This window comes from Prauserella cavernicola (genome assembly GCF_016595675.1).
Taxonomy (GTDB): domain Bacteria; phylum Actinomycetota; class Actinomycetes; order Mycobacteriales; family Pseudonocardiaceae; genus Prauserella_A; species Prauserella_A cavernicola.
The window spans coordinates 1-17,229 of record NZ_JAENJH010000001.1 but is presented as its reverse complement, the minus strand read 5'-3'; the positions used below and the strand labels follow the sequence as shown (position 1 = coordinate 17,229).

The window sequence follows — 17,229 nt, the reverse complement described above, 5'->3', positions numbered from 1 at the left end:
TCGCGACTTCCGTCTCACGCCTGCCTCGCCTTCAGCGCCGAGGGGTTCCAGGAGGGAAGTTAATTACTTCCGGTGCTCCCGTAAATATCTACGGTCAAAAAAGGCTGACTTATGCTGCGTTGAGACAGAAGTTTTACGACAAATGGAGTAGTACGTAAGCCCCGTGTAAACCGGGCACCGAGTTTTCCGCTGACGAGAGGTGAGCCGGCACGAGGGGGCCACCGGACGCGCGAATGGCCGCCCGGTCCGCGTGACTCGCGGTCCGGACGGCCATGTCTCGCACGACTCGCGGCGGGTTCAGACCAGGAAGGTGAACAGCGGGCTGTCGGGCGACACCTGCTCGATGCGGTGCGGAGCCGCGTCCATGCGCTTGAGCATGGCCTCGAGGTTCTCCGGAGCGCCCAGCTCGACCCCGACCAGCGCGGGCCCGGTCTCGCGGTTGTTGCGCTTGACGTACTCGAACAGCGTGATGTCGTCGTCGGGGCCGAGGACGTCGTCGAGGAACCGGCGCAGCGCACCGGGCTCCTGCGGGAACTCGACGAGGAAGTAGTGCTTGCGGCCCTCGAACACCAGAGCGCGCTCGACGATCTCGTTGTACCGGCTGACGTCGTTGTTGCCGCCGGAGAGGATGCACACCACCGTCGCGCCCGCGGGCAGGCCCAGGTCCTGCACCAGCGACGCCGACGCCAGCGCACCCGCGGGCTCGCTGATGATGCCGTCCGACTGGTAGAGATCGAGCATCTCGACGCAGATCTGCCCCTCGGGCACGGCGACCACCTTCGGCCGCTGCTCGGCGGCGACGGCGAACGTGTGCCTGCCGACCTGACGCACGGCGGCGCCGTCGACGAACGGGTCGAGCTGCTCCAGCGGCACCGGCGCGCCCTCGGCGAGCGCGCGCGCCATGCTGGCGGCGCCCTGCGGCTCGGCGCCGATGACGCGCACCTCGGGGTGCGTCTCCCGCAGCCAGGTCAGGGTCCCGGCGATCAGGCCGCCACCGCCGACCGGTACCACCACGGCGTCGGGGACACGGCCGAGCTGCTCGATCGCCTCCTTGACCACCGTGCCCTGGCCCGCGATGGTGCGCGGGTCGTCGAACGCGGGGATCAGGATCGCGCCGGTCGACCCGGCGTGCTCGCGCGCGGCCGCGGCACAGTCGTCGTAGGTCTCGCCCTCCACCACGATCTGCACGTACCGGCCGCCGAAGCTGGCCACGCGGTCGCGCTTCTGCCTCGGGGTGGTCCTGGGCAGGTAGACGCGGGCGCTGACACCGAGCGCGGCGCAGGCGAACGCGACACCCTGGCCGTGGTTGCCCGCACTGGCGCACACCACGCCCCGCGCACGCTCCTCCTCGCTGAGCGAGGCGATGAGGTTGTAGGCGCCGCGGCCCTTGTACGAGCGGACCGTGTTGAGGTCCTCCCGCTTGAGCCACACGTCCAGGTCGTGCCGCTGGGACAGCCGCTCGTTGCGCTGCAGCGGGCTCGGCATAATCACGTCGGCGAACCGGGCGGCCGCCTCAGTGACGTCCGCCGCGCTCACCACACCCGCATCCGGGGCGTTCTCAGACAACACGGTCCTCCTTGTCATAGTGTTCAGCCATGAGTAGCCGCAACGACGAGGCCGGCCGGGACCCTGCGAAGGCCACCGACGGGGCCACGCACACGCCGCTGCTCGTTCTGGGCAAGATCACGGAAATCCTCAACGCTTTCACGTTGAAGCAGCCGTCGCTGACCTTGCGCGAGATACAGCAATCTACCCGTCTGCCCACGTCGACCGTGCAGCGGCTGGTGACCAACCTGGTCGCGAACGGGTTTCTCGACCGGGCCGATGACCGTTTTCGCATCGGTGTCCGGATGGCCTACTGGGCGGCCGCCGCGGCCAAGGACTTCGACGTGCTCGCCGTGGTCAACCCTGTGCTCAAGGACCTGCGCGACCTGACCGGCGAGACGGCGTGCTTCTTCCGCGCCGAGGGCGAGCACCGGGTGTGCATCGCGGTGGCCGAGACCAGGCACGCGCTGCGCAGGGAGATGTCGGTCGGCCGCATCGCGCCGATCACCGTCGGCTCGCCGGGCCGGGTGCTGCTCGCGTGGAACCCCGACCTCGCCGAGGACGTGCTCAGCCGTGAGCTCCCCCAGCTCACCGACAGCACGGTGACCAACAGCGACGAGCTGCGCAGGCTCATCAAGCAGACCGCGGCCGACGGCTACGCGATCACGGTCGGCGAACGCGTGGACGGGGCGTCGGGACTCGCCGCGCCGGTGTTCGACTCGGCCGCCGACCTGGTGGGCGCGCTGATGATCCAGGGTCCGACGCTGCGCATGCCCTACGAGCAATGCGTCGAGTGGGTCGATGTGCTGGTGGAACATGCCGAACGGGTCACCCGCGCCCTGGGAGGCCGGTTCCCGGCGTGACCGCGGCCTGTGCCCAGGCCTCCGGGTTCACGAGATGGGCCGGGCGCCGTCCCGTCGCCATCGCGACGGCGTTGTCCGCGCACAGCCGCGCCATGCGCGCCCGCACCGACCGCGTCGCGCTGCCGACGTGCGGCAGCAACGTGGTGTTCGGGAGTTCGGCGAGCCCGTCGGCCAGCGCGGGCTCGCGCTCGTAGACGTCGAGGCCCGCACCCGCGATTTCGCCCGTGCGCAGCGCCTCGACCAGCGCGTGCTCGTCCACCACGGGACCCCGCGCGGTGTTGATCAGGCACGCGGTGGGCTTCATGGCGCGCAGCGTCGCCGCGTCGACGAGGTGGTGCGTGCCGGGCGACAGGGGCACGTGCAGGGACAGGAAGTCGCTCTCGCGCACCACCTCGTCCCAGCTCGCGTGGCGCACCCGCCCGGCGAGCGCTCCGAGCTCGGCCTCGGGCACGGGGCCCCGGCGGGCCCAGTACCGCACGTCCATGCCGAAACCCAGCGCCCGCTCCGCCGTCGCGCGCGCGATCCGGCCAAAACCCGCGAGGCCTAGCGTCGCACCACTGACGTCGGCGCCGAGCAGCAACTCGGGCCGCCAGCCGTCGAAGCGCCCCGCCCGGACGAACGCGTCGGCCTCCACGCACCGTCGCGCCGTGGCGAGGATCAGCAGCAGGGCCAGGTCGGCGGTGGCGTCGGTGAGCACCCCGGGCGTGTTGCCCACGAGGATGCCGCGGCGGGTCGCGGCGGGCACGGACACGTTGTCGTGGCCCACGGCGTAGTTGGAGACGCCGCGGATCCTCGCCGTGGCCAGCAGTTCCTCGTCGAAGTGGTCGGTGAGCTGCGCGACGACCACGTCGTGGCGGCCGGACGCGCACGCCTGGAGCAGCTGCTCCGCCGAGGGCGGGTGCGCGGGCACCACGACCTCGCCCGCCTCGCGCAGCAGCCGCATACCCGGCTCCGGCAAGGGCGTCGTGACCAGAAAGGACGGAGCGCTCACGGCTGTCCCTGCGAGGCCAGCGCCCACGGGAACGCCGTGGCGCTGGAGTGGGCGCCCTGCACGGCCCGCGAGCGGTTCGGCTCGCCGAGCTCGGCGAGCAGCCCGTCGGTGAGCCGCACGAGCGCGGCGAAGCGGTCCGGGGTGAGCCACTCGGGCCGCAGCGCGAACAGCAGGTCCTCGGTCGCCGCGTTGCCGCTGGCGCCGGGCGCGAACGGGCACCCGCCCAGTCCGCCGAGCGCACCGTCCACTTCGGAGGCCCCGGCCGCCGCCGCGGCGAGCGAGTTCGCCACGCCGAGGCCCCACGTGTCGTGTCCGTGGTAGACGATCCGCCGGGGCGGCGTCCGTTCGGCGACCTTCGTGACGAGGCTGGTGACCTGCGTGGGCACGGCCTGCCCGAGGGTGTCGCACACGACGATGTCGTCCGCGCCCTCGGTCCTGGCGTCCCCGGCGATCGCCAGCACGTGCTCCTCCGGGACCTCGCCGTCGAACGGGCAGGTGAACGAGGTCGCCAGGCACAGCTGGATCCGCCCGCCCACCCCGAGCGCGTGCTCCACGGCCGAGGGCATCGCCGCCAGGCTCGCGTCGGTGGAGCGGCCGATGTTGGCCCGGTTGTGCTTGTCCGACACCGACAGGCAGTACTGGAAGTTGCGCGCACCCGCCGCGGCGGCGCGCTCGACATGGCGCGGCGTGGCGACCCACACCCAGCACCGCTCCAGCTCGGCGGGCTCGAGACGCTCGACGAGCTCCACCGTGTTGGCCATGGAGGGCACCAGGTCCGGCCGCGCGAGCGAGCCGATCTCCACGCTCGGCACGCCGAGGCGCAGCAGCTCCCGCACCACCTCCACCTTGCGCTCGGTGGGCAGCACCTTGCCGGTCAGCTGCAGGCCGTCGCGCAACGTCACGTCGCGCAGGGTCACGGCGGTCATCGGCGCTCCTCGCTCTCGTGGACGATCGAGTCGATCTCGGCGTCGCTGCGGCCCAGCACCCCGGCGAGCACGTCGCGGGTGTCCGCGCCGAGGTCGGGCCCGGCCGAACGCACGGGCAGCGACCGTTCGCCGAGCACCGGCACCACTCCGGGGAAGCCGACCTCGGCGGGCTGCTCGGCCCCGACGTCGACGGGCAGCCGCTGGATCATGTCCCTGGCCGCGTACTGGTCGTCGGCGCAGATGTCGGCGGCGGTGTAGATCGGGCCCGCAGGCACGCCCGCGCCGTCGAGGACCTCGAGCACCTCGTCGCGCGTGCGCGTCTTCGTCCACTGTCCGATCGCGTCGTCCAGTTCGTCGCGCCGCGCCCAGCGTTGCGCGTTGCCGGCCAGGCCGGGATCGTCGGCGAGGTCGGGCCTGCCGATGGCCAGCATGTAGCGCCGGAAGATCGAGTCGCCGTTGCCCGCGATCACCACGCTGGAGCCGTCGAGACACTCGTAGGCGTTGGTGGGGGCGATCCCCTCCATGCGGCCACCGACCCGCTGCCGGTCCACCCCGTAGGCGAGGTGGTCCGGCACGAGGGACTCCATCATCGAGAACACTGCCTCGTGCAGCGCCACGTCCACCACGCGGTCGCCGATCGATCCGCTGTGGCCGGTGGTGGAACGCTGGAACAGCGACACCATCACCCCGAACGCGGCATAGAGACCGGCGATCGAGTCCCCGATGGACACCCCGACCCGCGAGGGCGGCCGGTCGGCCTCCCCCACGAGATTGCGCAGTCCGCCCATCGCCTCGGCGACGGCGGCGAACCCGGGGCGCTGCGCCAGCGGACCGGTCTGGCCGAACGCGGAGATACGGGCCAGCACGATGTCCGGGTTCGCCTCCTCCAGCACGTCCGGGCCGAGCCCCCAGCCCTCGAGAGTGCCGGGACGGAAGTTCTCGATCACGACGTCGCTGTGCCGCACCAGGTCGAGCACGATCTCGCGGCCCTGCTCGGTGCGCAGGTCGAGCACCACGGAGCGCTTGTTGCGGTTGATGGTGCGAAACAGCATCGAGGTGTCACCGGCGTAGAGCCGCCAGTTGCGCAGCTCGTCACCCCGCCCCGGCCGTTCCACCTTGATCACCTCGGCGCCGAAGTCGGCCAGCAGCCGCCCGGCCGTGGGCCCGGCGATGTAGTTGCCGAGCTCGACCACGCGCACGCCCTGCAGCGGCAGCGGTGTTCCCTCGTTGGGCATTGCTTGTCTTTCCCCTCCCTGCGCTGAACCGGCTCCTCGGTCAGAGGACCAGGCTCAGCACCAGAATCGGACCCATCGCGATGACGGAGGCGACGGAGACCCCGACCGAACAGGTTTTCAACGTCCCGCGCGTGGTCTGGCCCAGCAGCGACTGCAGCAGCCAGAACGTGTTGCTCGTGAGGTGCACCAGGAACAGCGAGCCCGCACCGGCGGCCAGCGCGATGAGCACCGGGTCCAGGCCCAGCGACGGCGCCACCGGCGCGAGCAGGCCCGCAGCGGTGATGGCCGAGATCGTCACCGAGCCCACGGCGACGTGCAGCAGCGCGGCGATCGCCCACACCACCACGAGCGGCGCCCACGTGCTCGCGGACAGGTACTTGCCGAGGATGTCGCCGAGCCCGACGGCCTCGATCACGGCGGCCAGCGACCCTCCGACGCCGCTGAGCAGCAGGATCTGGCCGCTCTGCCGCAATCCGCTGCCGAGCGACTCCTCGACCTTGGGCTGGCCCATGTACCTGCGGCCGATCAGGCATGTGCCGACGAGACCGATCAGCAGCGCGATCACCGGATTGGACAGGAACTGCACCACGGGGTTGCCCCACTCGGCGACCTCGGCGATCGCGCCGAGTCCCACCAGCAGCAGCGCGACCACCAGCGGCGCGAAGAGCACGACGAGCAGTGGCTCGGTGCGGACTCGGCGCGGCGTGAGCGTCGTCGTGTCGCCGCTCGCTAGGGCGCCGGGTGTGCCGGACCGGTCGGTGTTGCCGGCCGGGCCGGGCTCGTCGGGACGCTCGGCCGCGATGTCGCCCTCGGGAGCGTCCGACGGGACCGCGTCGCTCTGCTCGTCGAGCTCCGGTTTCCACCAGCCCCTGGTGAGCACGAAGGTCATGAGCGTCGTCGCGATGATCACGGTCGGGATCACGACGATCAGGCCGTAGAGCAGGTACGTGCCGAGCGGGACGTTGAGCAGCCCCGCCAGCGCGAGCGCGCCGACGCCGGGGATGGTGAACACGATGCCGCACTCGAGGCCGATGGCGAGCGCCGTCGCCATGCGCGCGGTGCCGTACTTGCCGAGCCGCGGCGCGATGCCCCTGGCCAGCGGCGCCGAGATCACGAGCAGGACGTCGAGGTAGATCGACTGCAGGAACGTCGAGATCGTCAGGCCCATGGCGGTCGGGATGCGTTTGGGCCCCACCACGCGCAGCAGTCTCTCCACCAGGCGCTCGATGGCGCGCAGGTCGCGCAGGATCGCGCCCATGAGCACACCGAAGGCGATCAGCAGGCCGATCTCGGCCATGATGTCGCCGAATCCGGTGGTGATCGCGTCCACCGTGCCGCCCGCGCCGAGCCCGGCCGCGAGGCCGAGGTAGCAACCGCCCACCACGAGGGCGATCAACGGGTTCAGTTTGAACCGAACGATCAGGACCACGATGGCCACGATCGCGACCGCTGTGTTGATCAGGATTGCCGTATCTGACATTCACCCGTCCGTCCGTCGTGCGACGTTGCACCGCGCCACGGGACCCCGCAGCGCCCCACATTATGAACACACACCCACAATGCGGGTCAACAACAGAGCCGGACGCCCGTCCGCCGCGAGTCCCCCGTTCCAGCGCGCGAGTCCCCCGCTCCGGCACGCGAGTCCCCCGCTCCGGCACGCGAGTTGCCCGTTCAGCGGCAGGGGTTCTGAGCCTGAACGCGAGTCGTGCGCCCTGACGCGAGCGCGAGCTGGCGCGGCGAGCGACCCGCCCCGCGCCCGGAGGACCGGAACGCAGAACTCGCGGTCTGGAGCGCGGGACTCGCGTGCCCGAGTGCGGGACTCGCGTGCCCGAGTGCGGGACTCGCGCGCCCGAGTGCGGGACTCGCGCGCCCGAACGGGGGACTCGCGTGCCCGAGTGCAGGACTCGCGGTTACTGGGGCTTCAGCGGCCGTGGGAGCAGGAGGCGCAGGAGGCGTTCCAGGATCGGCTCCAGGTCCTCGTCCGGGTGGGCGACCCAGTACTCGTGGGACGCGACGGTCGCCGCGAGCACCGCGTGACCGACCGCGACCGGCACCAGGTCGCCGATGGGCACACCGAGCCGCTCCGCGGCGAACGTGGCCACGACAGCACGCCAGTCGGCGTAGCGCCGCACCGCCTGCGCCTGCACCGCGGGCACGGTCAGCACCAGCTCCGCGCGGTGCAGCGCCCAGCGACGCTGGTCCGCCGGATGCCGCAGCGCCTCGGGAACCACGCGGTACAGCACCTCGGCGCAGGACTCCCCCGGCGGCGCCTCGGCGAGCAGCGCGCGGAGCCGCTCCTGCTCCGCCGGGGTCTCCACCCACAGCACGTCGGCCTTGCTGGCGAAATACCGGAAGAACGTCCGCCTGCTCACCCCCGCCGCCGCGGTGATGTCGGCGACCGAGGTCCGCTCGAACCCGTGCGCGAGGAACAGTTCCTGCGCGATCTCGGCCAGCTGGTGCGCACTGGTCTGGGCAGGCCTGCCACCGACGTTGACGCGGCTCGGCGACGGCTCCATCCCGGAATCGTCGCACGCCGTCGCCACGCCGGAAGCGCACCGTGATCGACCTTTACTTACGACACCCTGTGTCATAACCTCCTCACCAGCGAACATCCGAGGGTCAGAGTCGACATCACGGAGGCGGTCATGGGACGCATGGACGGCACGGTCGCATTCATCACGGGCGCCGCCAGGGGGCAGGGCCGCAGTCACGCGGTCCGGCTGGCCGAGGAGGGCGCCGACATCATCGCCACCGACACCACCGCGAAGGTCGGCAGCGTTCCCTACGACCTCGCCACCGCCGAGGATCTCGCGGAGACCGCCCGCCTCGTCGAGGCCACCGGCCGCCGCGTCGTCACGGGCGACGCGGACGTGCGTGACCTCGCCGCGCTCGGCGCCGTGGTCGAACGCGGCGTCGCCGAATTGGGCAGGCTCGACGTCGTGCTCGCCAACGCGGGCATCTCCAGCCCGGCGTCCACACTGGACATGAGCGAGCAGACCTGGCAGGACATGATCGACATCAACCTCACCGGTGTCTGGAAGACGCTCAAGGCCTCGGTCCCGCACGTCGTCGCGGGCGGGCGCGGCGGCTCGGTGGTGATCACCAGCTCGCTCGCCGCGCTCTACGCCAACGAGAACACCGCCCACTACAGCGCCGCCAAGGCGGGCCTGGTGCAGCTGATGAAGGTGCTCGCGAAGGAGCTGGCGCCCCACCGCATCCGCGTCAACACCGTGCATCCCACCACGGTCGCCACGGACATGATCCTCAACGAGGCCACCTACCGGCTGTTCCGCCCCGATCTCGAGAACCCGACGCGCGCCGACTTCGAGGAGGCCGCCCGCACGCTCAACCGGCTTCCCGTCGCCGCGCTCGAACCGGCCGACATCACCAATGCCGTGCTGTACCTGGTGTCCGACGAGGGGCGCTTCGTCACGGGCACCACGCACGTCGTCGACGCGGGCGGAGCGCTCTGACGGGAGCGCACGCCACGCGGCGGCGGGTGGGCTTCAGGCGTGGTGCAGGGACTTCCACGCCTCCTCGGGAAACTCTGTGGTGGTGTCGCCGAGGCTGAGCGCGCGGAAGGTCGCCGTGGCCGCCTCCTCCAGGTTCATGGCGCGCCGGAAGGCCATCCCGATGTCCTCGCCGAGCGCGGAGCACCCGTGGTTGCCCATGATCACGCAGTTGTGCACGCGCGCCTGTTCGGCGGCGGTGTCGGCGAGCTCGTCGGAGCCGTTCGGGTAGTAGCCGGTGCGGCCCACCGACTTCACGTACACGGCGTGGTCCAGGGTGAACAGCCGGATCGGATGGCCGAGCGCGTCGACGAGCACGGTGTGCTGCGGGTGCATGTGGATCACGGCGTTGACGTCGTCGCGCACGCGGTAGCTGCGCTGGTGCAGTTTCCACTCGCTGGACGGGTCGGGGTTACCACCCACGATCTCGCCGTCGACGGTCATCGTCGTGAAGTCCTCCGGCACCAGACGGTCGAGCCACGTGCCGGACGCGGTGACCACGAACTCACTCGCACCGGGCAGCCGGGCGGAGAGGTTGCCGCCGCTGGCGAGCACGAAGCCGCGCTCGACGGCGGTCCTGCCGACCTCGATGAGCTGTTCGACGAGTTCGCCTGCGGTGGTTGCCTTCTTCATTACCCACTCTTTCTTTCCGTGCCCGGCAGGGCTGTTCCGGTCTTGCCGGTGAGGGACTTCGCGGTGTCGACGTCGGTGACGACCATGTTCATCAGGCCGGTGCGCAGCGCGGTGTCGAGCGCGGCGACCTTGTGCGGGCCGAAGGAGACCGCGACGCGGTGCCGGATGGCGCTCAGCGCCTCGAGCGACAGGCCCACCACGCGCTCGTCGAGCCGGCCGGGCACGCCGCGTCCGTCGGTGTCGAAGAACCGCGCCGAGATGTCGCCGACCGCGCCGTCGGCCGCGAGCTGCGTCCGTTCGGCGGCGGACAGCGCGTCGACGAGAATGCCGGACGCGCGGTCCATGCCGCCGACGCCCGCGATCAGCAGGTCGGCACCACCCGCCAGCGCCATCGTCTCGCGCACGCCGGGGTCCTCGCGAAACGCCGCACCCGCCTCGGGCGTGGAGGCCAGGATGGGCGCGGGCAGATGGTAGGTGCGCGCACCGAACGCGGAGCCGAGTTTGAGCGCGAGCTCGTGCGGGTTCATCCCCCGCGACATGCCGCCCCAGCTACCCGCCAAGGGCACGAACCCGATGTCCGGCCGCGGTTCCGGGTGCAGGTGCGGCAGGATCGCGGCGACGCTGGACGACAGTCCGATCGCGACGGTCCCAGTGGTCGGCACCAGTGCCCGCAGGCATTCCGCACCCGCCATGCCCACCGAGTCCCAGGTACGCCGCGCGTCGGCGAAGCTCGGCGCGACCCACGCCTGCTGCAGGCCGTAGCGGCCGACCAGCGCGGTCTCCAGGTCCTCGAACGGGTTGCTCGAGCTGTGGATCCTGATCTCGACGATCCCGGCCCTGCGGGCGTCGGCGAGCAGGCGCGTGACCTTCACCCGGGACAGGCCGAGCAGGTCGCCGATCTCCTGGTGGGTCATCCCGTGCTGGTAGTGCAGCCGGGCGACCCGGCCCTGCAGCTCTCGTGACTCCATGAGATGAACATCCGTTCTTTCGATCGAGCGCGTGTTCAGCGACCATCATGCCGCACGATCACGGACCTCACGACCTTCCGGCTCGGGCTCGCGCGTGTCGTCGTTCTCGCGCAGGAACACGGTGAGCACGATGCCGGCGCCGTAGATCGCCGCGAGCAGCCACATCATCCCCGCGACGCCGATCGGCCCGAGGAACGCGCGGGCCAGCAGCGGCCCGGTGGCGTTGCTCAGCCCGGCGCCGAGGTTCAGGATCGCCACGGCCGCGGCCTTCTGGGCCGGGGCGAGCAGCGGGACGATGGCGCTCAGCGGGACGTAGGCCGCCATCGCCAGCCCCAGCAGGATCGCGACGGCCATCGCCGCGGCGAAGTTGGGCCCGAGCCACTCCGGCACGTAGTACATGCCGAGCACGGTGACCACACAGCCGAGCCCGCCGAACCACGCGACGACGTTGACCCGGCCCAGCTTGTCGCCGAGGTAGCCGGCGGCGACGTTGCCGACGATGTTGGCGAACAGCATCGTGCCCCAGATCGTCTGCCATTGCGGCAGCGAGAAGCCGACGTCGTTGACCATGTGCGTCGCCAGGAACACCGGGAACGCGTAGAAGCACAGGGTGTTGATGATGCGCACGACACCGCCGATGCCGACCTTCGGGTGCGAGCGCACGACGGTGAGGCCGCGCACGACCTGCCGGAGGTTGGTCAGCGCGCCACCGGTGGGCGCACTCGCGCGGGCGCGGACGGCGAACACGAGGATCAGCCCGCCCGCCGCGACGAACGCGAGCGAGAGCCAGAGGGTGGCGAGCTCTCCGAGCACCGGGATCACGGCGCCCGCGAGGTAGGAACTGACCACGCCGAGCCCGGCCGTGGAGGCGAACCAGTACCAGCCGACCGCGCGGCCGAGCAGCGCCTTCGGCGTGTCCATCGTGACCCAGACCAGGAAGCCGTAGGCGAAGAACGGATAGCCGAACCCACGGATGGCGTAGGAGACGAGCATGATCTCGTAGTTGCCCGCCGCGACACCGAGCCCGAGGAACACCACCTCGAACACGACCCAGATCGCGAAGCCGATCAGCATCACGCGCCGGGGTCCCCACGCCTCGGCGAGCGCGCCAGCAAGCCACGCCGCCACGGCCACCACGATGCCGTAGGCACTGATCAGCGTGGCCACTCCGGTGGCGTCGAACCCTTGCGACGTCAGGTAGGGCGCGAGGAAGCCGAGCTCGATGCCGTCGCCGACCATGAAGAGCAGCAGGGCGACATAGCCCCAGGCGAGCGGCCGGACGATTCCCTGCCGCGCGAGCGTGCCCGCGAATCCGGAGGCGCGTTCGTCGTCCGCTTCTGACATGGAGAACTCTCCCTTGAGTCCACTATGGCTGAACAATTGTTCAATTCATCGTACTTGCGCTCGCAGCTTCAGCCCTGCGGGCCGGACCTGTCAACCCCGGCACCCGGGTTTGACCGAGCGTCGCACCGGCCGTACGTTGACGAACGTTAGCGCATCGCATTGCACAATTGTTCACTGGAGAACATGATGACCGAGCTGCCGGACGCGATCGTGGGGATCGACGCGGGCACCACCGCGGTCAAGGCCACCGTCGTCACCACCGGCGGCGCCGAACTGGGCACGGCGCGCGTTCCGGTGCCGGTCGCCCGCTCCGGCCGAGGCCACGCCGAGCAGTCCATGACCGACGTGTGGGACGCCGTCACCGAGACCGTGCGCGCGGCATTGACCGCCGCGGGCGAGGTCCGGGTGCGCGCACTCGGCGTCACCGGCCAGGGCGACGGCGCGTGGCTGCTCGACGAGCACCACGAGCCGGCGGGGCCCGCCGTGCTGTGGCTCGACGGCCGCGCCGCCGACCGCGTGGAGCGGTGGGAACGCGACGGAAGGGCCGAGGCCGTCCGGCGCGCCACCGGTTCGTCACTGTTCCCCGGGGCGCTGCCCGTGCTGCTCGACGAGCTCGCCCACACCGACGAAGGCCTGCTGGCCCGCGCCCGCCACCAGGCCAACTGCAAGGACTGGATCCGGTTGCGGCTCACCGGCGTGCTCGAGACCGACGCGTCGGAGGCCTCCCGGACCTACCTCGACGTCGCCACCGGCGACTACTCGACGACGCTTCTCGACGCGCTCGGGCACCAACGGTTCGCCGCCTGGTTGCCCCCGATCGCCCCGCCGGGCTCGCACCGGCCGCTCACCGCCCGGGCCGCCACCGCACTCGGCCTGCCCGCCGGTCTGCCCGTGGTGACCGGGCTGGTGGACACCGCCGCCGCGGGGGTCGGGCTCGGCGTGACCGAACCGGGCCAGGTCTACTCGATCCTCGGCACCACCGCGTTCCTCGGCACCGTGCGCGCGAGTGCGGACGAGCTGCGCACCAACGTCGGCATCACCGTCGCCACCGGCGAGGAGCACGCCGTGCTGGAGTGCCTGTGCCCCATGTCGGGCACGCCCAACCTCGACTGGGTGCGCACGACCCTCGGGCTGCGCGACGCCGACTGGGACACCATCGAGCGGCAGGCGGGCGCGGTGCCGCCCGGCGCAGGCGGGGTGCTGTACCTGCCCTACGGCGCCGAGTCCGGCGAGCGCGCACCGTTCGCCGACGTGCACGCCTCCGCGGCCTGGCTCGGTCTGTCCACCGAAACCGGCGCGGGCCAGCTGTTGCGCGCGGTCTACGAGGGACTCGCGCTGAGCCTGCGCGAGTGCCGCGACGCACTGGGAGCACCCGGCGCGAACGGCACCATCCGGCTCTGCGGCGGCGCCGCCACCAGCGGACTGCTCTGCCAGATCGTCGCCGACGTGACGGGCGCGGTGGTGGAGCGGGCCGTCGCGGCCGAACCGGGTGCGCGCGGCGCCGCGGCACTGGCGCTGCGTGCGCTGTCGGGCACGGGACTCGCCGAGGCCGCCGCCGCGTTCGTGGGCGAACTCGACGTCTTCACACCCGATCCGGAGGCCACGGCCGCGCACGACGCCCAGTTCCGCACGTTCACCGCGGTGCGCGACGCCGTACGGCCGCACTGGCCGGCACTGCGGGCCCTGCGCTGACGCACAAGACCACAGTCCACACCAGACAAGGAGCGCACGAACCATGACCTCAGCGGGCAAGCCACGAGTGCTCGTCACCGCGGCGTTCGACCAGGCGGTGGCCGACGAGCTCGCCGCGGACTTCGACCTGGTGCTCACGCCGCCGTCGGACAGCGGACGGTCGCTCGCCGACGCCGGTCTCGACGACGAGCTCGCCGCGGCCGACGCCGTGGTGTGCGAGCTGGACCTGCTCGACGACCGCGCGCTGGCGATCGCGGGCGGGCTGCGGCTCGCGGTGTCCTGCCGCGCCGCGCCGGTGAACATCGACCTGGACGCCTGCACACGGCGCGGCATCCCCGTGGCCACCACGCCGGGGCGCAACGCCGACGTGACGGCGGACCTCACGTTCGCGCTGCTGCTGTCCACCCTGCGCAACACCTCCCGCGCCGAGGCGTGGCTGCGTTCCGGCGCGTGGAGCACCGACGATGTCTTCGCGCCCTACCGCGAGTTCCGGGGGCTGAGCCTCACCGGGCGCACGCTCGGCATCCTCGGCGGCGGGGCGGTCGGCAGGCGGGTGCTGGCGAGGGCGCGCGCGTTCGGCATGACCGTGCTGGTGTACGACCCGTTCCTGGCCGAGGACGCGTTCGGCGAGGAGGCCCGTGTCGTACCGCTCGAGGACCTGCTGGCCGCCTCCGACGTGGTCAGCGTGCACGTGCCGCTGGCCGAGTCGACGATCGGGCTGCTCGGCGCGGAGCAGATCGCGGCGATGCGCGCGGGTTCGTACCTGATCAACGCGGGCCGGGCGGCCGTCGTCGAGGAGGCGCCGCTGATCGAGGCGCTGCGCAGCGGGCACCTCGCCGGCGCCGGGCTGGACGTGTTCTGGACCGAGCCGATCCCGCGCGACCACCCGCTGCTGTCGCTGCCCACGGTGACCCTGACACCGCACATCGGCGGCGCCTCGGACGACGTGATCGTGGCGCATTCGCGCCTCGCCGCCGAGGCCCTGCGCGCCTGGCACAGCGGACGGCGGCCCGCTGCCGTCGCCAACGCCGACGCCCTGCGCACCGGCGCCTGACCTCCCCGCGGCCCGGCGAGCACGCCGGGCCGCGGGTGATCACCGGCACGGTGCTTGACTTCCATCGCGCTGGAGGTGTGAGCCTGGAGCCATGCCTGACACCGCGAAGACCGTGAACACCACGACGAGACCGGGCGGCACCGAGGTCTGGCACAGCGACGACCTCGACCTCGACGCCTACCTGGATCGCCTCGGGCTGCCGCACACCGCGCCCTCGGCCGCCGCGCTGAGCGACCTGCACGCGGCCCACGTCCACGCGATCCCGTTCGAGAACATCGATCCGCTGCTGGGCCGCTCGCCTTCGCTCGCGCTGGGCGACATCGCGGACAAGCTCGTGCGCCGTCGTCGCGGCGGCTACTGCTACGAGCACAACCTGCTCTTCGCGGCCGCGCTGGAGCAGCTCGGCTACGACGTGCACCGGCAGGCGGCGCGCGTGCAGCCCGACCACCCCGGCCCGAACACCCACATGAACCTGCGCGTCCGCGTGGACGGCGCCGACTTCCTCGCCGACGTCGGCTTCGGCGCGAGCGTCATGCGGCCCATGCCGCTGACCGACGGCAGCGAGCGCGACCAGGCAGGCTGGCCGCACCGGCTCATCGCCGAGGGCGCGGGCTGGCGCCTCGACAAGCTCACCGACGGCATGTGGGAGACGCAGTACTCGTTCGACGCGACCGCGCAGTACCCGATCGACTACGAGGTCTTCAACCACTACGTGGCCACGCATCCGCGCTCGCCGTTCACCGGCAGGCTCGTGGTGATGCGCCTGTCCGAGGGGATCTGCCGCAAGATCATCGGCGGCGACCTCGTCGTGGAGCACGCCGACGGACCGGACGAGCACCGCACGATCGAGCCGGATCAGCTCGGGGAGACGCTGCGCTCACTGGATCTCGACCTCTCCCCCGCCGAACTGGACCTCGTCCGAGAGCGCTACGCGGGCACCGAGTGAGCCCTCAGCGCCGCGTGTAGGTCAGGTACAGCACGCCGCTGTCGAAGCGACGGACGTCGGTGAGGTCGAAGCGCTGGGGGCCGAACTCTCCGCCGAACAGCGGGATTCCCGCGCCCGCCACCACCGGATGCAGCTTCACGATGAGCTCGTCGATCTCCGAGCGCAGCGCGCTCGCGAGCGTGCCGCCGCCGACCAGCCAGATGCCGAGGCCGTCGCGCCGCTTCAGCTCGCGCACGGTCTCCACCGGGTCGCCGGAGACCAGGTGCACGCCCGGATCGGGACACTCGGTGAGGGTGCGCGAGAAGACGTAGTGCTCCAGGTGCGGGTAGGCGTCGGTCACGCCCAGGTCGAGCCCCACCTGATAGGACGCCCTGCCTTCGAGCACGGTGTCGAAGCGCGTCGGGGGCGCGTCGATGCCGAGTGCGGCGCGGGCCGGCGCCGGCAGGATGTCGGGCCAGTCGCTGAGCAGGTCCCGCATGTGGTCGCCCTCCATGACGAAGAAGCCGTCCGGGCCGGAGGGATCGCCGCCGTCGGGCCCCGCGATCACGCCGTCGATGGTCGAGGCGACGAAGTAGGTCAGTGTTCGCATGCGGTGCTCCTTGGGGGCCGTCGTGCCGGACCATCCCGGCAACCACTCTATTTGTAGTACTATGTCCGGAGTGGTTGCAAGGACTTTTCCGGAGGCGGCATGGTGCGCAACGAGGCCAGGCGGACGGCACTGGCCGATGCGGCGATAGAGGTACTGGCACGCGACGGCGCCCGGGGACTGACGTTCCGCGCGGTCGACACGGAGGCGGGAGTTCCGCCCGGCACGGCGTCCAACTACTTCGCGGGCCGCGACGAGCTGCTGCACCAGGCGGGCCTGCACATCCACGTGCGGCTCACCCCGGACGAGACCGTGCTCGCCGGGCTGATGGCGGCGCCGCGCGACCGCGCGCTGGTCTTCCGCCTGATGCACGACCTGCGCGACCGGATGCTCGCCGACCGCGCGGGCTACCTCGCGCTGCTGGAGCTCCGGCTCGAGGCCACGCGGCGCCCGGCACTGCGCGAGGCGCTGACGGAGACGCTGCGCGACAACCTCGCCGCCAACGTCGGCTTCCACGTCGACGCCGGACTGCCCGGCGGCGCGGACACCGTGCTGCTGCTGTACTTCGCGATGACCGGGCTGCTCGTGGAGCACCTGACGACGCCGGACGTCCTCGCCGAGCACGACGTCACCGCGCTCGTGGATCTGATCGTCGCGAGCGCACTACCGGAGTAGTCACCCGGGCGGAGTCGTCACCGGGCACAGGAAATGCCCGGGATCCCCTTCAGCTCACCGAGCAGCATCGAGCTGACCGTGACGGGGTAGTCGTCGAGGGCGTAGCGGCGCTCGCGGCGGCCGGTGACCAGCGTCAGCCGGACGGGGGTGTCGCCGCGGTGGGCCTGCAGGGTCTGTTTGAGCTCGGTGACCACGCTCTGGTCGAGCCGCTCGGCCGAGGCCAGCAGCAACAACGGCGGCTCCTCCTCCCCCACGGCCAGGT

General features: G+C 71.7%; 17 protein-coding genes. 6 read left to right on the top strand and 11 right to left on the bottom strand.

Annotated elements, in window-relative coordinates; all coding sequences use genetic code 11:
* Positions 1–297: 297 nt before the first annotated feature.
* The gene (ilvA, locus tag JHE00_RS00085; protein ID WP_372440366.1) at positions 298–1,536 is read right to left on the bottom strand and encodes a threonine ammonia-lyase IlvA; all 1,239 of its coding nucleotides are present in this window, start codon (positions 1,534–1,536) and stop codon (positions 298–300) included.
* A gap of 59 nt (positions 1,537–1,595) precedes the next feature.
* Here ilvA and JHE00_RS00080 point away from each other — a divergent pair, with 59 nt between their 5' ends.
* On the top strand, positions 1,596–2,408 hold the full coding sequence (locus JHE00_RS00080; protein ID WP_200313461.1) for an IclR family transcriptional regulator: 813 nt from the start codon (positions 1,596–1,598) through the stop codon (positions 2,406–2,408).
* Here JHE00_RS00080 and JHE00_RS00075 read toward each other — a convergent pair.
* The 5 genes from JHE00_RS00075 to JHE00_RS00055 form a co-directional block, all read right to left on the bottom strand.
* On the bottom strand, positions 2,374–3,399 hold the full coding sequence (locus JHE00_RS00075) for a 2-hydroxyacid dehydrogenase (protein WP_307831745.1): 1,026 nt from the start codon (positions 3,397–3,399) through the stop codon (positions 2,374–2,376). The two genes, JHE00_RS00080 and JHE00_RS00075, sit on opposite strands and share 35 nt — an antisense overlap.
* Positions 3,396–4,325, bottom strand: a complete 930-nt coding sequence (locus tag JHE00_RS00070) for a hydroxymethylglutaryl-CoA lyase-like TIM-barrel protein (protein ID WP_200313459.1) — start codon at positions 4,323–4,325, stop codon at positions 3,396–3,398. The genes JHE00_RS00075 and JHE00_RS00070 overlap by 4 nt, the downstream gene beginning before the upstream one ends.
* Positions 4,322–5,560 carry a CaiB/BaiF CoA transferase family protein gene (locus JHE00_RS00065; RefSeq protein ID WP_200313457.1) on the bottom strand — a complete coding sequence of 413 codons (1,239 nt, stop codon included), beginning with the start codon at positions 5,558–5,560 and terminating at the stop codon, positions 4,322–4,324. The genes JHE00_RS00070 and JHE00_RS00065 overlap by 4 nt, the downstream gene beginning before the upstream one ends.
* Before the next feature lie 40 nt (positions 5,561–5,600).
* Entirely contained in the window at positions 5,601–7,040 is a 1,440-nt protein-coding gene (locus tag JHE00_RS00060; protein ID WP_200313455.1) for a GntP family permease, read from the bottom strand.
* Positions 7,041–7,470: 430 nt separating this feature from the next.
* Positions 7,471–8,076, bottom strand: coding sequence for an acyl-CoA-like ligand-binding transcription factor (locus JHE00_RS00055; RefSeq protein ID WP_200313453.1), 606 nt, complete (start codon positions 8,074–8,076; stop codon positions 7,471–7,473).
* Between the two features lie 129 nt (positions 8,077–8,205).
* Here JHE00_RS00055 and JHE00_RS00050 point away from each other — a divergent pair, with 129 nt between their 5' ends.
* Positions 8,206–9,033, top strand: a complete 828-nt coding sequence (locus JHE00_RS00050) for a mycofactocin-coupled SDR family oxidoreductase (protein WP_200313451.1) — start codon at positions 8,206–8,208, stop codon at positions 9,031–9,033.
* 33 nt (positions 9,034–9,066) lie between these two features.
* Here the strand turns inward: JHE00_RS00050 and JHE00_RS00045 are convergent, their stop codons facing one another.
* From JHE00_RS00045 to JHE00_RS00035, 3 genes are read right to left on the bottom strand one after another with little or no spacing between them, the layout of a single operon-like run.
* Entirely contained in the window at positions 9,067–9,702 is a 636-nt protein-coding gene (locus JHE00_RS00045; RefSeq protein WP_200313449.1) for a class II aldolase/adducin family protein, read from the bottom strand.
* Positions 9,702–10,670, bottom strand: a complete 969-nt coding sequence (locus JHE00_RS00040) for a sugar-binding transcriptional regulator (RefSeq protein ID WP_200313447.1) — start codon at positions 10,668–10,670, stop codon at positions 9,702–9,704. The genes JHE00_RS00045 and JHE00_RS00040 overlap by 1 nt, the downstream gene beginning before the upstream one ends.
* A 45-nt stretch (positions 10,671–10,715) precedes the next feature.
* Positions 10,716–12,014, bottom strand: coding sequence for an MFS transporter (locus tag JHE00_RS00035; protein ID WP_200313445.1), 1,299 nt, complete (start codon positions 12,012–12,014; stop codon positions 10,716–10,718).
* Positions 12,015–12,197: 183 nt separating this feature from the next.
* Here JHE00_RS00035 and JHE00_RS00030 point away from each other — a divergent pair, with 183 nt between their 5' ends.
* The 3 genes from JHE00_RS00030 (at position 12,198) to JHE00_RS00020 (ending at position 15,706) form a co-directional block, all read left to right on the top strand.
* Entirely contained in the window at positions 12,198–13,706 is a 1,509-nt protein-coding gene (locus JHE00_RS00030; RefSeq protein WP_200313443.1) for an FGGY family carbohydrate kinase, read from the top strand.
* 43 nt (positions 13,707–13,749) lie between these two features.
* Positions 13,750–14,760, top strand: coding sequence for an NAD(P)-dependent oxidoreductase (locus JHE00_RS00025; RefSeq protein ID WP_200313441.1), 1,011 nt, complete (start codon positions 13,750–13,752; stop codon positions 14,758–14,760).
* A gap of 91 nt (positions 14,761–14,851) precedes the next feature.
* Positions 14,852–15,706: an arylamine N-acetyltransferase family protein gene (locus JHE00_RS00020; RefSeq protein ID WP_200313439.1), complete on the top strand. Its 855-nt coding sequence runs from the start codon at positions 14,852–14,854 to the stop codon at positions 15,704–15,706.
* 4 nt (positions 15,707–15,710) lie between these two features.
* Here the strand turns inward: JHE00_RS00020 and JHE00_RS00015 are convergent, their stop codons facing one another.
* Positions 15,711–16,295, bottom strand: coding sequence for a dihydrofolate reductase family protein (locus JHE00_RS00015; RefSeq protein WP_200313437.1), 585 nt, complete (start codon positions 16,293–16,295; stop codon positions 15,711–15,713).
* Positions 16,296–16,394: 99 nt separating this feature from the next.
* Between JHE00_RS00015 and JHE00_RS00010 the strand changes: the two genes are divergently transcribed.
* Positions 16,395–16,967, top strand: coding sequence for a TetR/AcrR family transcriptional regulator (locus JHE00_RS00010; protein ID WP_200313435.1), 573 nt, complete (start codon positions 16,395–16,397; stop codon positions 16,965–16,967).
* 17 nt (positions 16,968–16,984) lie between these two features.
* Here the strand turns inward: JHE00_RS00010 and JHE00_RS00005 are convergent.
* The coding region (locus JHE00_RS00005) for a hypothetical protein (RefSeq protein WP_200313432.1) at positions 16,985–17,229 on the bottom strand (245 nt) is incomplete at its 5' end.